The organism is Streptomyces sp. SPB162, assembly GCF_029504575.1.
Classification (GTDB): domain Bacteria; phylum Actinomycetota; class Actinomycetes; order Streptomycetales; family Streptomycetaceae; genus Actinacidiphila.
The window spans coordinates 3,423,219-3,437,288 of the sequence record NZ_JAQFII010000001.1 but is presented as its reverse complement, the minus strand read 5'-3'; the positions used below and the strand labels follow the sequence as shown (position 1 = coordinate 3,437,288).

At 72.9% G+C, this 14,070-nt stretch carries 12 protein-coding genes and 1 pseudogene; 5 read left to right on the top strand and 8 right to left on the bottom strand.

Annotation, left to right across the window (positions count from 1 at the left end; genetic code table 11):
* Window positions 1–51: 51 nt before the first annotated feature.
* The gene (gene murQ / locus M2266_RS15555) at window positions 52–993 is read right to left on the bottom strand and encodes an N-acetylmuramic acid 6-phosphate etherase (RefSeq protein ID WP_277438740.1); all 942 of its coding nucleotides are present in this window, start codon (window positions 991–993) and stop codon (window positions 52–54) included.
* A 187-nt stretch (window positions 994–1,180) separates the two neighbouring features.
* A complete protein-coding gene (locus M2266_RS15550; RefSeq protein WP_277441223.1) occupies window positions 1,181–2,047 on the bottom strand; it encodes a MurR/RpiR family transcriptional regulator in 867 nt (288 codons plus the stop codon).
* A gap of 162 nt (window positions 2,048–2,209) precedes the next feature.
* On the opposite strand from M2266_RS15550, the gene M2266_RS15545 reads away from it, so the two are divergent.
* Window positions 2,210–2,554 carry a hypothetical protein gene (locus tag M2266_RS15545; protein WP_277438739.1) on the top strand — a complete coding sequence of 115 codons (345 nt, stop codon included), beginning with the start codon at window positions 2,210–2,212 and terminating at the stop codon, window positions 2,552–2,554.
* Between the two features lie 2 nt (window positions 2,555–2,556).
* Window positions 2,557–2,829 (top strand): DUF4031 domain-containing protein, encoded by a 273-nt coding sequence (locus tag M2266_RS15540; RefSeq protein WP_277438738.1) that lies wholly within the window; start codon window positions 2,557–2,559, stop codon window positions 2,827–2,829.
* Between the two features lie 4 nt (window positions 2,830–2,833).
* Here M2266_RS15540 and M2266_RS15535 read toward each other — a convergent pair whose 3' ends face one another.
* Together M2266_RS15535 and M2266_RS15530 are read right to left on the bottom strand one after the other, a co-directional pair.
* Window positions 2,834–4,039 carry a Cmx/CmrA family chloramphenicol efflux MFS transporter gene (locus M2266_RS15535; RefSeq protein WP_277438737.1) on the bottom strand — a complete coding sequence of 402 codons (1,206 nt, stop codon included), beginning with the start codon at window positions 4,037–4,039 and terminating at the stop codon, window positions 2,834–2,836.
* A 113-nt stretch (window positions 4,040–4,152) separates the two neighbouring features.
* The gene (locus M2266_RS15530; RefSeq protein WP_277438736.1) at window positions 4,153–4,845 is read right to left on the bottom strand and encodes a hypothetical protein; all 693 of its coding nucleotides are present in this window, start codon (window positions 4,843–4,845) and stop codon (window positions 4,153–4,155) included.
* Between the two features lie 60 nt (window positions 4,846–4,905).
* Here M2266_RS15530 and M2266_RS15525 point away from each other — a divergent pair, with 60 nt between their 5' ends.
* A complete protein-coding gene (locus tag M2266_RS15525) occupies window positions 4,906–5,619 on the top strand; it encodes a copper homeostasis protein CutC (protein ID WP_277438735.1) in 714 nt (237 codons plus the stop codon).
* Window positions 5,620–5,837: 218 nt separating this feature from the next.
* On the opposite strand, the gene M2266_RS15520 is transcribed toward M2266_RS15525, so the two are convergent.
* The 3 genes from M2266_RS15520 to M2266_RS15510 form a co-directional block, all read right to left on the bottom strand.
* Window positions 5,838–7,751, bottom strand: a complete 1,914-nt coding sequence (locus tag M2266_RS15520; RefSeq protein ID WP_277438734.1) for a HAMP domain-containing sensor histidine kinase — start codon at window positions 7,749–7,751, stop codon at window positions 5,838–5,840.
* Window positions 7,741–8,448, bottom strand: coding sequence for a response regulator transcription factor (locus M2266_RS15515; protein WP_277438733.1), 708 nt, complete (start codon window positions 8,446–8,448; stop codon window positions 7,741–7,743). The genes M2266_RS15520 and M2266_RS15515 overlap by 11 nt, the downstream gene beginning before the upstream one ends.
* Window positions 8,449–8,524: 76 nt before the next feature.
* A complete protein-coding gene (locus tag M2266_RS15510) occupies window positions 8,525–10,513 on the bottom strand; it encodes an AAA family ATPase (RefSeq protein ID WP_277441222.1) in 1,989 nt (662 codons plus the stop codon).
* A 402-nt stretch (window positions 10,514–10,915) separates the two neighbouring features.
* Between M2266_RS15510 and M2266_RS15505 the strand changes: the two genes are divergently transcribed.
* Together M2266_RS15505 and M2266_RS15500 are read left to right on the top strand one after the other, a co-directional pair.
* A complete protein-coding gene (locus tag M2266_RS15505) occupies window positions 10,916–11,086 on the top strand; it encodes a hypothetical protein (RefSeq protein ID WP_277438732.1) in 171 nt (56 codons plus the stop codon).
* 206 nt (window positions 11,087–11,292) lie between these two features.
* Window positions 11,293–12,422 (top strand): annotated as a pseudogene (locus M2266_RS15500) (glycosyltransferase 87 family protein).
* Here M2266_RS15500 and M2266_RS15495 read toward each other — a convergent pair.
* Window positions 12,394–14,034 carry a DNA repair helicase XPB gene (locus M2266_RS15495; RefSeq protein WP_277438731.1) on the bottom strand — a complete coding sequence of 547 codons (1,641 nt, stop codon included), beginning with the start codon at window positions 14,032–14,034 and terminating at the stop codon, window positions 12,394–12,396. The pseudogene M2266_RS15500 and the gene M2266_RS15495 overlap by 29 nt on opposite strands.
* Window positions 14,035–14,070 lie beyond the last annotated feature (36 nt).

Below are 14,070 nucleotides of genomic sequence, written 5' to 3'. Positions count from 1 at the left end.
TGCCGCCCTCGGGCGTTTCCGCGGGTGCCGGCCTGCGCGCATCGGCGGGCGTCAGGCGCCGGCCGACTCCAGGGCCGCGCGCAGATGCCCGTTGCTCTTCGCCAGCAGCCGTGCCGCCGTGGAGGCGTCCACCCCGGCCAGGATCGCCAGCACGGCGGGCTTGACCTCGCCGTCCGCCGCGGCGAGCGCCGCCTCGATCGTGGCGTCCGACGCCCCCGTCGCCAGCGCGACGATCCGCCGCGACCGCGCCCGCAGCTTCTCGTTGGACGCCCGGACGTCCACCATCAGGTTCCCGTACGTCTTGCCGAGCCGGATCATCGTGATCGTCGAGAGCATGTTCAGCACGAGCTTCTGCGCCGTGCCGGACTTCAGCCGGGTGGAACCGGTGAGCAACTCGGGGCCGACCACGACCTCGATGCCGTGGTCGGCGGCCGCCGCGAGCGGCGAGGGCGAGTTGCAGGACAGCCCGACGGTGAGCGCCCCCAGCGACCGGGCGTGCTCCACGGCGCCGATCGCGTACGGGGTGCGGCCGGAGGCCGAGACGCCCACCACGGTGTCGTCCGGCCCCAGGGCCAGGGCGTCCAGGTCGGTGGCGGCCAGCGCCTTGCTGTCCTCCGCGCCCTCCACCGCGGTGATCATCGCGGCCGGGCCGCCCGCGATCAGGCCGACGACCTGCCCGGGTTCGGTGTTGAACGTCGGCGGGCACTCGCTCGCGTCGAGCACGCCGAGCCGGCCTGCGGTGCCCGCCCCGGCGTAGAGCAGCCGCCCGCCGCGCGCCATCCGCTCGGCGATGTCGTCGATGGCCGCGGCGATGGCCGGCAGCCGCGCGGCGACCGCGGCCGGGACGGTGGTGTCCTCGGCGTTCATCGTCCGGGCGATCTCCAGGGTGGACTGCCGGTCGATCTCGGAGAGCTCGGGCCGGAACGCCTCGGTGGTGAGGCTCTCCAGTTCCCGGCGCAGCTCGGTGTAGTCGGGGTCGGTGGAGGGGGACATGCCGTTCGTACGTCCTTACGTGAAGCGGTGAGCCGCGGCGCCACGTCATCGCGCCACGGCATGGTGCTGCGTGCTGCGTGCTGGGTACTGAGGATCTGGGTGTTACCTACCCTGCGCTACCTATGACGAGCTACCTGCCGCGTCCCGCGTTCCCGGTGTGCGGGAGGGATTCCGGTGCCGGCGCCCCTCAGGAGCGGGAGGCGCGCGGGCTGTGCCGGTGGGCCAGAGCCTCGTACGAGGCGGACAGGGCGGGTGCGGCGGTCTCGTAGGTGCGTTGCATGACGCCTATGAACAGGAAGTCCACCACGAGGAGCTGGCTGGTCCTGCTCGACATCGCCGCGGGCCGCAGCTCGCTCTCCCGCGAGGTGGACGTGGTCAGCACGTGATCGGCGTACTGGGTGACCGACCCGTCGGGACGGCCGGTGACCGCCACTGTCGTCGCGCCGCGGTCGAAGGCCACCCGCAGCGGCTCGATGACGTCATGGGTGTTCCCCGAGTGCGTGATCGCGATCGCCACGTCGCCGGCCCGCAGCTGGACCGCGTTGGTGACGGCCAGGTGCGGATCGCTGTGCGCGTGCGCGATCAGGCCGATCCGCAGCAGCTTCTGGACCAGGTCCTGCCCCACCAGACTGGACGCGCCGATGCCGAACACCTCGATCCGGCGCGCCGCGGCGAGCGCCCCGACGACCGCCTCCAACTGCGCCACGTCGAGCTGGGCGGCGGTGTCGGCGAGCGTCTGCTGCTCCTCGCGCGCCAGCTTCGCGACCACGTCGGTCAGCGGATCGTCCACGGCGATGTCCGCCGTCACGGCGGGCGGGACGCCGGCCGCCTGCTGGGCGGCGAGCGCGGCCAGCGCCAGCCGCAGATCCCGGTACCCGGGGTAGCCGAGCAGGCGGGCGGTGCGCACGACGGTGGCCTCGCTGGTGCCGGTGCGCTGCGCGAGCGCGGTCACGGTGAGGTGCGCGCAGGCGGCGGGGTCGTTGGCCACGGCCTCCGCCACCCGCTGCATCGAGCGCGTCATCGACGGACCGACCGTACGGACGGTGGCCGCCAGCGTCCCGGGGTCGGGGCTCTTGGCGGGGGCGGCGGGGGCGGCGGACGCGTCACGCGATGGCCGTGCCCGCGAAGGGAAAGTTTCCTTCACGCTGTACGTCACACCGTGAAAGATATTTTCAGTGCGATGGGGCGTCAAGAGGACAGGAGGCAGAATGGACGGATGGATCGTGATCTCGAAGGGGCCCTGCACACCGCACGGGCGCTCATCCTCGCCGACCTCGCCGCCCGGGACGTCGCGGGGCCGGAGGCCGTCTCCCTGGTCGAGAACGCCGTCGCGCAACGGCGCTGGTGGGTGGAGCAGTGGCCCGAGGGGAGCGAGTTCGTCGCCGGGCTCGTCGCCCAGGACGTCCAGGACGCGCTGCTGTCGCGCTTCGGGCGCTGGCCCCTGTGCCCGCTCTGCGAGGAGCCGCACGGACTGGCCGTGGAACCCGAGCTCGGGCCCGACCCGCACTGGGTCTGCGAGACGGCCGGGACGGTCGTCGCGCCGGTCGGCGGGCTGAGCTGACGGTGGCCGTCTACATAGACCCGCCGACCTGGCCGGGGCACGGACGCATGTGGTCACACCTGGTGAGCGACGTCTCCTACGAGGAGCTGCACGCGTTCGCCGCGCGCATCGGCTGCCCCCCGCGGGCGTTCGAACGGGACCACTACGACGTCCCGGCGGCGCGCTACGCCGCGGCCGTCGAGCTGGGCGCGGTGGAGGTCGGCAGCAAGGAGATCGTGCGGCGGCTCATCGGCGCGGGGCTGCGCCGTCGCAAGGCCGGCCCGGTGACGGGGTGACGCGTCAGTGTGAGACTTCGGCGGGGGCCGGGACGCGGGCCGGCGTACTGCCGGCGACGACGCGGCTCGCGCCGTGCCGGCGCAGCGAGACGACCACGAGGCCGATGGCCACGGCGGTCATGGCGGCGCCCGCCCAGGCGGTGGCCGCGAACCCGAAACCTCCGCTGATGACGAGGCCGCCGAGCCAGGGACCGGCCGTGTTGCCGGTGTTGAAGGCGGACGTGGTGGTGGCACCGGCCAGCGTGGGCGCGGCGCCCGCCACGTTGAAGATGCGGGCGTTGAGCGCGGGTGCGGTGAAGAACGCCGAGAGGCCCAGCAGGAACGAGAGCACGATCACGGCGACCTGGTTCTGTGCGGTGAGCGCCAGCACCGCCAGGAAGACCGTGGACGCGGAGATGCCGCCGAGCATCACGCCGAACAGGTGGGCGTCCGCGAACCGGCCGCCGATCGCGGTGCCGATCAGCGCGCCGACCCCGAAGAGGCCCAGGACCGCGGGCACCGAGCCCTCGGGCAGTCCGGCGACGTCGGTGAGCAGCGGGGCGAGGTAGCTGAAGGCGCAGAACACGCCGCCCGCCGCGAGGGCCGTGACGCCGATGGACAGCCACACGGTGCCGTCGCGGTAGATGCGCAGCTCCTCGCGGAGCCGGGGACGGGAGTCCGGGATCGGTATGCGGGGGATGAGCGCGATCACGCCGACGAGCGCCACCGCCGACATCAGGGCCACCGCCCAGAACGCGGAGCGCCAGCCGAACTGGTCGCCGAGGAAGGCTCCGGCCGGGACGCCCAGCACGTTCGCGATGCTCAGTCCGCCGATCATGACGGCCATCGCGCGGGCCCGCGCGTTCATCGGGACCATCGAGATCGCGACGGCCGCGCCGACCGCCCAGAAGCCCGCGCAGGCCAGCGCGCTGATCACCCGGGAGACGAAGAGCAGCGCGTAGTTCGGCGCCACGGCGCCCGCGACCTGCCCGAGGCCGAAGAGCGTGATCAGTGCGATCAGGGTGGTGCGGCGCGGCAGCCGCAGCGTGGCCACGGCGAGCAGCGGTGCCCCGACGACCATGCCGATCGCGAACGCCGAGATGAGCAGTCCGGCCCGCGGGATGCTGACGCCGAGGTCCTCGGCGATCGGCGGCAGCAGACCGGAGAGCATGAACTCCGACGTGCCGAGCGCGAAGACGCTGAGGCCGAGGACGTACACGGCTACGGGCATGCGGGAGCGGCTGGTGTCGGCGGAGGGCATAACCGTTACCAGCGCGCCGGGTAGCCCGCGTATTCCCGGTCGGGGTGCGTCGGGGTGCGTCGGGGTGGGTCAGGCGGGGTGGGTCAGGTGGCGAGGAGGAGTTCCAGTTCCGTGCCGAGGTTGCGGCGGGCGATGTGCTCCCAGCGCTCGTGGCCGATCGGGGTGCGGAAGAGTCGCGGCAGGTCCAGCAGCTGCCGCAGGACGGCGGCGCGGCCGGAGCGGAAGTCGTCGTCCGGCACGAAGCCGTACTCCTGGCGGACCGCGGCGGCGTAGGCGGCGTACGCGGCCGGCTCGCCGGCCAGCACCGCGAGATCCGCGTCACACAGGACCTCGCCGTTGCGGTCCTCGGGCGCCGGGTCGTGGCTGGTCGTGAGCCGGACGAGCCGGACCACCTCGGCGACGCGCGCGGCGTCGACCCCCGCCTCGGTCAGCGCCCGCTCGGCCAGTGCGGCGCTGCGCTCCTCGTTCTCGGAGCGGTCCGGGCGGTAGACGGCGTCGTGGAACCAGGCGGCGAGCAGTACGGCGTCCGGATCGTCGGCGTACGCGGCCAGCTCGACGATGTGGTGGATGACGGCGACCAGGTGATCGGTGGTGTGGTACTTGCGCTGCTCCTCGGCCCAGCGGCCGAGGAGGTCCTCGCCGTAGGCCTCGGGGGCGGGGGCTTCGGGGCCGGGAGTATCCGAAATCGGGGCGACCCGGGTGCGGCGCAGCAGGTCACACCATTGGGTGAGCAAAGCGGCATGCTGCGGGTGCGTCGTGTCGGGGGTGACAGCCATGGTGGCTATTGTGCGCCTGAGGGCTCGCGCGGGGGTGTTGATTGTGGCACTCTTGGCAATATGTCTAGACCAATTTTCGAGGTGATCGCCCTCGGCGTCGACGACGCCGTTGCGGCCCAGACCGGCGGCGCCGACCGCCTCGAGCTGGTCACCGACATGGCCGCGGACGGCCTGACCCCGTCGCGCGAGACCTTCGCCGCCATCCGCGCCGCCGTGCACATTCCGCTGCGCGTCATGCTCCGGCTCTCCGACGGCTTCGACGCGGGCGACATCGACGCGCTCTGCGCGGCGGCCGAGGGGCTGCGCCGCGAGGGCGCGGACGAGTTCGTCCTCGGCTTCCTCGACGGGCGCGGCGGGGCCGACCTCGAAGCGGTCTATGCCGTCGCCGACGTCATCGACGGCTGCAGCTGGACGTTCCACCGCGCCCTCGACCGCGCGGCGGACCGCGACGCGGTGCGCTTGCAGCTGGCGGGACTGCCGGGGTTGGACACGTACTTGACGGCCGGGTCGGCCAAGGGCGTCGACGACGGGCTCGCGGTGCTGGTCGCGGAGGCGTCACGGACGCTGACGGCGGATCCGGAACCGGGCTACGAGCCGCGGATCCTGGTGGGCGGCGGTCTGAACCGCGAGCACCTGCCGGCGCTGCGGGCGGCGGGGATCGACGCGTTCCACGTCGGCGGAGCGGTTCGCCCTGCGGGCTGGGCTTCCCCTGTCGACGTCGCCGCGATGAGGGAGTGGCGGGCGCTGCTGGACGCGCCGGTGCCGGTGGGCTGACCGGCTGTCGGTGGGTCCGGGGGGCCGGCGCCTCCGGGGCCCCCGACCTCAGGGCTGTCCCGTAATCCCTGGCGGGCGCCCGACGACAGTTACGGCACCTCGCCGCGTTGTCGGAACGCCCGAATACGTCCTATGCGGGCGCTCCTCCGCCGCCGTGCGATGCACCGCACCTGACGCCGCGCGCTGATCCACCAGGGATTACGGGACGGCCCTTAGCCTCAGGGGCCGGCCGGCAGCCGGAGGGTGAAGGTGGAGCCTTGGTCCCGGCCGGGGGACGTGGCGGTGGCTTGACCGCCGTGGGAGTCCGCCAACTGGCGGACTATGGACAGGCCCAGGCCACTGCCTCCGGTGCTGCGGTTGCGGGACTTCTCGGCTCGCCAGAAGCGGTCGAAGACGTGCGGGAGGTCGTCGGGGGCGATGCCCGCGCCCGTGTCGGCGACATCGATGAGGATGTGACCGTCGTCACTGCGGCCCTTCAGGGAGACGCTGCCGCCCGGTGGGGTGTGGCGGATGGCGTTCGAGACGAGGTTGCCGACCGCCTGGCGCAGGCGGACCGGGTCGGCCTGGAGGCCGAGGTCGGCGGGGGTGACGGTCAGGGCGACCCCGGCGGCCGCGGCGCGGGCGCGGTGGGCCGAGGCGACCTGGTCGAGGATGTCGCCGAGGCGCACCGCCTCCGGGTGCACGCGCAGCGTCCCGGCATCGGCGGCGGCCAGGTCCTGCAGGTCGTCGATGATGTGCTGGAGCTGGAGCGCCTCCTCCAGGAGCGAGGAGTTGAGGGCGTCGTCGGGTTCCGCGACGCCGTCCTCCACCGCTTCGAGCCACCCCCGGATGTTGCTGACCGGCGTGCGCAGTTCGTGGGCGACGTCGCTGACCATCGCCTTGCGCTGCTCGGCGAGGCGCTGGCGCTCCTGGGACATGTCGTTGAAGGCGGCGGAGAGCCGGCCGATCTCGTCGCCGGTGGCGACGGTGACGCGCGCCGAGTCGTCGCCGTCCCGCATGCGCTGGGCGGCGTCGGTGAGGGCCCGCAGGGGGCGGACGAGGCGGGCGGCGAGCAGCAGGGTGACCGCGGCGGCGAGGGCGAGGACGAGGCCCGCGACGCCGGCGATCCGCAGGGTGTTGGAGCGGGAGAGGGCGAAGCGCGGGGTGGTGGCGCCGCTCGGGTCCGTGACGAAGAGGTACGCGGCGGGGGCGACGAAGTCGCGGAGTTGGTCACGTCGCGCGGCGTCGACGCAGTCGGCGGTCTTGCGTTCGGTGACGCCGCCGTCCTTCGGTTCGCGGACGGCGGGGGTAGGGGTCGGAACCGGCATCGCGGTCGGCACCGGCGCGCCGCTGTAGTCCTTGATCGGTGCCCGCGGGGCGGGCGACTGGACGGTAACGGGTCCTGAACGGCCCCAGGTGAGGTCGGGGTTGAGCTCGAGCGGCGGCAGGTTCTCGCTGCTGAGGCATTTCTTCAGCCGGGAGTTGAGGTCGGCGACGGCGGAGCTCTCGGTGGCGGTGGCGGCGGCGAGCCGCCGGCCGCCGCAGAGGTCGTCCAGCATGCCGGAGGGGTCGCCGCCGACGACCTTGATGGACGGGCGGCCGCTGGGACCGTCGGCGATCTCGCCGGCGAGCGAGTAGTCGGCGAGGCAGGCGACGCTGCGCCGGGCCATGGCGTGCAGGTCCTTGCGTTCGCCGGGGAGCAGCCGGAACGGGCCGACGGCGCGCGGGTCGATGTCGCCCGCGGTGGCGCCGGGGACCATGGTGGCGTCGACGTGCAGCGGGTCGAGGGCCGCCGACTGGGTCTGCGGGAGCGGGGTGCCCACCGGGGCGGAGTCGGCGACGAGCCGCCGGTCCTGGGTGGTGACCGCGATCCGGCGCTGGGTGGTGGTGGCCAGTTGGCGGACGGTGGGGGCGATGCCGCCCCAGTTCGCGTGGGTGGCCGCGTACTCGGCGAGCTTGCCGTAGATCAGGGCGTCGTTGGCGAGGTAGCGGCTCTGCTCCTGCTGGAGGGAGCCGGACGTCGTCTGCACGGCCAGCCAGGTGGTGGCCGCGACCGAGCACGTCGCGACCAGGACGAAGGAGAGCAGCAGCCGTCCGAGCAGGCTCTTGCGGAACGGGACCCTGCCGCGGGCGCGCCGGGGTTCACGGGCCATCGTGGCCGCCGTCCGTCAGCTTGTAGCCGACGCCGAAGACCGTCACCAGGTAGCGGGGCCGGCGGGGGTCGGGTTCTATCTTCTTGCGCAGGTTCATGACGTGCACGTCCACCGTCCTGGTGGTGATGTACCGGTCGAACCCGTGAACGCTGTCGAGGAGTTGGGCCCGGCTGAAGACCCGTCCCGGCAGGGCGGCCAGAGCGGCGAGGATGTGGAACTCGCCGGGGGTGCAGTCGGCGGGCTTCCCGTCGACGGTCACCTCGTGCCGGGCCGGGTCCACGGTGAGCCCGCCGACGCGCAGCACGGGGTCGGGGGCGGCGTCCGGCTTGCGGGGGCGGCTGCGCCGCAACAGCGTGCGGATCCGGGCCATCAACTCGCGGGGACTGTACGGCTTGGTCATGTAGTCGTCGGCGCCGAGATCGAGGCCGAGCAGCAGATCGTCCTCGGTGGAGCGGGCGGTGAGCATCAGGATCGGCAGGTCGGACTCGGCCCGCAGGACGCGCGCCACGTCCAGCCCGTCGACCCTCGGCATCTGGATGTCGAGCACGAGGAGGTCGGGCTCCCGACGGCGCGCCTCCTCGATGGCGGCGCGCCCGTCATGGACCACCGTGACCGTGTGGCCCTCCCGCCGCAGATAGCGGCGGACCAGCTCGGCCTGTTTCTCGTCGTCCTCGGCCACCAGCACGTGTGCGCACATGAGGGCGAGCGTAAGCGCAGACGGCGGCCCGAACACGATCGCTACCGCGCCCTGACAACTTCCTCATATCTGCTGGTCAGGATCGGGCCTGTCCGGCCAGCTCCGCCGGCAGCGGCTTCGCGTGCAGTACCGCGAGGCCCGAGACGGCACGGGTGAGGCAGACGTACAGGCGGCGCAGCCCGGTGCGCTCGTCCGGCTCCCCGCCGACGATGGCGGCGGGCTCGTCGAGGACCACGTAGTCGTACTCCAGGCCCTTCGCGAGCGTCGCCGGGACCAGGGTGAGGCGGGCCTGCGCCGAGGTCTCCTCGCCGGGGGCGAGGTACGGCAGGCCGGCCGTGTCCAGGGCGGCGGCGAGCTGCGCGACGCGGTCGTCGGCGGCGATGAGGCCGATGGAGCCCTCGTGGCCGAGGGCGTCGAGGCAGGCCGCGACCACGGCCGCGTCCAACTCCTCAGTGCCCGTCCGGCGGATCACGAGGTCGCCGGGCGACTCGCGGACCGAGGTGGCGGGGGCCAGCCCCGGGGCGATCGTGGGCAGCAGCAGGGACGCGTAGGCGATCACGCCGCGGGGCACGCGGAAGCCGCGGGTCAGCTCCTCGACCGGCGCGCCCGGCTTGCCCAGGTGCGTCAGCGCCTCCTCCCAGCTGGCGGTGGCCCACGGTGTGGTGCCCTGCGCGATGTCGCCGAGCACCGTCGCGGACCCGGTGGAGCAGCGCCGTCCGACCGCCCGGTACTGCATGGGGGACAGGTCCTGGGCCTCGTCCAGCACCACGTGGCCCAGCGAGTGGGTGCGCTGGACGAGGTCCAGTGCCTCGTCGATCAGCACCGCGTCCGCCGCGGACCACTTCGCCGAGGCCGGGCTGCGGGGCGGTTTCTCCCACCGCACGATCGCCTGCTCCTCCGGCGTCAGGATGCCCTCCGCGCACTCCGCCAGGAACTCGGCGTCGGACAGCAGTCGCAGCACCGTCTTCGCCGGGTCGGCCTTCGGCCAGACCTCCTTCACCGCGGCCTTCACGGCCGGGTTGCGGGCCACCGCGTCCTGGACGCGGTCGTCCGGCGCCTCGCCGGCCTCCTCCATGCGGACCAGGACGTTGTGCGCGATCCGCTGCGGCAGCGCCTCGTGGGCGGCGCCGTAGCGGATGTCACGCTCCATCAGCTCGCGGACCAGTTCTTCGAGTTCGTATGCCGGGATCCGCCAGCGCCGCGACCCGCGGACCACGACGACCGGCTCCTTCGGCATCCGGATGCCGCTGCGCACCGCGCGCCGCAGCACCCGCGCCATCCGCGCGTCGCCCTTGATCCGGGCGCGCTCCGCCGGGTCCGTGCCGCGCACCGTGACGTGCGCGACCAGGTCGTCGACCGTCGCCTGCTTGACCTGCAACTCGCCCAGGGCGGGCAGCACCTGCTCGATGTACTGCAGGAAGGACTGGTTGGGCCCGATGACGAGCGTTCCGGTGCGGGCGAGTCGCTCGCGGTGCGCGTACAGCAGGTACGCGACACGGTGCAGGCCCACGGCGGTCTTCCCGGTGCCCGGGGCGCCCTGCACACAGACCGTGCCGCCGATGCCGGCCCGGACGATCTCGTCCTGCTCCGGCTGGATCGTGGCGACGATGTCCCGCATGGGGCCAACGCGCGGCCGCTCGATCTCGGTCTGCAGCAGCTTGCTGGAGGTGTCGGCCTCCGCCGGGTCGGTGAGGTGCTCGTCCTCGTACGCGGTCAGCTGCCCGCCGGTGTAGCCGAAGCGCCTGCGGAGCCGGACGTCCATCGGCTCGACGCGGGAGGCCCGGTAGAAGGGTTGTGAGACGGGCGCCCGCCAGTCGATGACCATCGGGTCGCCGTGCGCGTCGTGCACATGGCGGCGGCCGATGTAGAACTGCTCGCCCTCGGCGCCCTCGGCCTGCTCCATGCCGGGTGCGTGCAGGTAGTCCAGCCGGCCGAAGAACAGCGGGGTGTGTGCGAGGTCGGCCAGGGCCTTGATCCGGTTGTCGATCTCGGCGGCGAGGATCTTGGCGTTCACCCAGTTGCCGGTCACATCGGTGATGTCCAGCGCTTCCACGTCGGCGCGCATCGCGGTCAGCGCGGAACGGGATTCGGCGAGGTGGGTCTGCTCGGCCAGGAGCGGATTGGCGTCCTGGGTCCGGACCTGGTCGTGGTCTTGGTCGTGCAGGGGCACGGCTTTGCCTCCGGCTTGTGCGTACGCAGGGAAGAAGAGAGAAGCCGGCCGGTTTCCGTCCGGGCGGCGGCGCTCCCATCGGGAGGCGGCAAGACGGTGGATCATACGCTCCCGCCCGCGGCGCCGCGAATGCTTTTCCGCCGGTGTCCGGGACACCGGCGGACACCCCGGCGACCCTCAGGGTTCACCCCCGGTCCGACGTAGGGGACGGACGTCAACCCTGAGGCGTACGTGACACGGGAGAGTTCAGACTTCCGCCCGATGTACTGCAAACGGCGGATTTCCTACCCTTGGTACATGACCACACAGACCTTCACCCCAGGCCCCTCCGCCGCCGGTGGCACCGCCCTCGGCTCCAGCCACGACCACCCCCGCCACCTGCTGGGAAGCACGTTGCGCGCCGTCCGCGTCTTCGCGCAGACGGCCGTCGAGGTCGTCCTCCTCGGCAGCGAGGGCAAGCACCGCTGACCCACCGCTGACCCTGGCGGAGCACGGCCCCCACCCGGCGGTCCACTAACGTCGCGGCGGTGACCGCTCTCAGCGAGGTGCGCCCGGCGCCACCCTCCGTACGCCTCGCGTCCCGCCGCCGGCTGCTGCTCGTCCTGGCAGCCCTGCTGGCCCTGGCGCTCGCCCTCGCCGGGTACGCGTTCTTCTTCTCGGCGTATCCGGTCCCGATGGCGGACCTGCTCGTCTACCGCGCCGAAGGCGCCGCCGTCGCCTCCGGCCAGGACCTCTACGGCTTCCGCGTCACCCGGTGGAACCTCCCGGCCACCTACCCGCCCTTCGCGGCGCTGCTCTTCGTGCCCACGACGTGGCTGCCCCTCGGCGCCCTGCGCGGCGGCTTCGTCCTCGGCAACCTCGGGCTGCTCGCCACGCTCACCCATCTGTCGCTGCGCTGTACGGGCCGCCCCCGCGGCGCCGGGCACCCGGCCGCGCTGATCGCCCTGCCGGCAGGGGCCCTGTGCCTGGAACCCGTGTTCCAGACCTTCGTCTACGGCCAGATCAACCTGGCGCTGGCGGTCCTCGTCCTGTGGGACCTGTCCCGGCCCGACGGCGCCCGCGGCAAGGGCTTCGCCGTCGGCATCGCCGCGGGGATCAAGCTCACGCCCGCGATCTTCGCCGTCTACCTCGCCCTGACCGGCCGCACCCGCGAGGCCACCACCGCGGTCTGCGCCTTCGCCGGCACCGTCCTGGTCGGGGTCGCCGTCCTGCCCGTCGCGTCCGTCGACTTCTGGACCACGCGCCTGTACGAGACCGACCGCGTCGGCAAGGCCTGGATCGTCGACAACCAGTCCCTGCAGGGCCTGGTCGCCCGCCTCCTGCACACTCCGCACCCCGGCCCCGCCTGGGTGGCGGTAGCCGCCCTCTCGCCACCGGCGCGGGGCTGGCCGTCGCCGTCCGCGCCGCCCGCCGCGGGTTCGAGGCGTGGGGCGTGCTCTGCGCGGCCGTCACCGCGCTCCTCGTCTCCCCGATCAGCTGGTCGCACCACTGGGTGTGGTGCGTCCCGCTCCTTGTCCTGCTCGCCGCCCACACCCGGGGCCGCCCGCTGCGCCGCGCCGCGGTCCTCGCGGCCGGCGCCGCTTTCGCCGGCCGCAGCATGTGGCTCACCCCGCACGACGGTGACCTCGATCTCCACCTCGCCTGGTGGCAGCAGCCCCTCGCGTCCCCGTACCCGCTGATGGGCCTGGTGCTCCTGGCGGCGGTGGCCGTCCGTCTCCGGCGGGGCGGATCCGCCCGAGATTCCGCCCGAGAATCCGCTCGCGGATCCGCCCGGGTTACGTCAGCAGCTCATCCGCGTCCATGATCCGGTAGGCGTAGCCCTGCTCCGCCAGGAACCGCTGCCGGTGCGCCGCGAAGTCCTGGTCGATCGTGTCCCGCGCCACCACCGAGTAGAAGCGCGCCTCGTGGCCGTCGGCCTTCGGGCGCAGCACGCGTCCGAGCCGCTGCGCCTCCTCCTGGCGGGAGCCGAACGTGCCCGAGACCTGGATCGCGACCGTCGCCTCCGGCAGGTCGATCGAGAAGTTCGCGACCTTGGAGACCACGAGCACGCTGATCTCGCCCTGCCGGAAGGCGTCGAAGAGCTTCTCGCGTTGGGCGTTGGACGTCTCGCCCTTGATCACCGGGGCGTCGAGGTGCTCTCCCAGCTCGTCCAGCTGGTCGATGTACTGCCCGATGACCAGGGTCTGCTCGCCCGCGTGCTTCGCGACGAGCGCCTCCGTCACCCGCCGCTTCGACGCGGTCGTCGCGCAGTAGCGGTACTTCTCCTCAGGCTCGGCCGTCGCATAGGCGAGCCGCTCCGTGTCGGTGAGGTTGACGCGGACCTCGACGCAGTCGGCGGGCGCGATGTAACCCTGCGCCTCGATCTCCTTCCACGGCGCGTCGAAACGTTTCGGCCCGATGAGGGAGAAGACGTCGGACTCGCGCCCGTCCTCCCGCACGAGCGTGGCCGTCAGGCCCAGCCGGCGCCGCGCCTGCAGGTCGGCGGTGAACTTGAAGACCGGCGCGGGCAGCAGGTGCACCTCGTCGTAGACGATCAGGCCCCAGTCCCGCGAGTCGAAGAGCTCCAGGTGCGCGTAGACGCCCTTCCGCTTGGTCGTCAGCACCTGGTACGTGGCGATGGTGACCGGCCGGATCTCCTTGCGGGTGCCGCTGTACTCGCCGATCTCCTCCTCCGTGAGCGAGGTCCGCTTGATCAGCTCGTGCTTCCACTGCCGGGCCGAGACGGTGTTGGTGACGAGGATCAGCGTCGTCGCCTTGGCGGTCGCCATGGCACCGGCGCCGACCAGCGTCTTCCCCGCGCCACAGGGCAGCACCACGACGCCGGAGCCGCCGTGCCAGAAGCCCTCGACGGCCTGCTGCTGGTACGGGCGCAGCGCCCAGCCGTCCTCCTTGAGGTCGATCTGGTGCGCCTCGCCGTCGACGTACCCCGCGAGGTCCTCGGCGGGCCAGCCCAGCTTCAGCAGCGTCTGCTTGATCTGACCGCGCTCGGACGGGTGCACGACGACGGTGTCCGGGTCGAGCCGGGCACCGACCAGCGGCTGGACCTTCTTCGAGCGGAGGATCTCCTCCAGCACCGGCCGGTCGGTGCTGGTCAGCACCAGGCCGTGGACGGGGTGCTTGCTGAGGGTGAGCCGGCCGTAACGGTCCATCGTCTCGGCCACGTCGACGAGCAGCGCGTGCGGGACGGGGTAGCGGGAGAACGCGACGAGCGCGTCCACGACCTGCTCCGCGTCGTGCCCGGCGGCCCGGGCGTTCCACAGGCCGAGCGGGGTCAGCCGGTAGGTGTGGATGTGCTCGGGAGCACGCTCCAGCTCCGCGAACGGGGCGATGGCGCGCCGGCACGCGTCCGCGCGCTCGTGGTCGACCTCGAGGAGCAGCGTCTTGTCGCTCTGGACGATGAGAGGCCCGTTGTTCAAGTGCCACACCCTTCGGTTCGTGATGGAGGCAAGCCT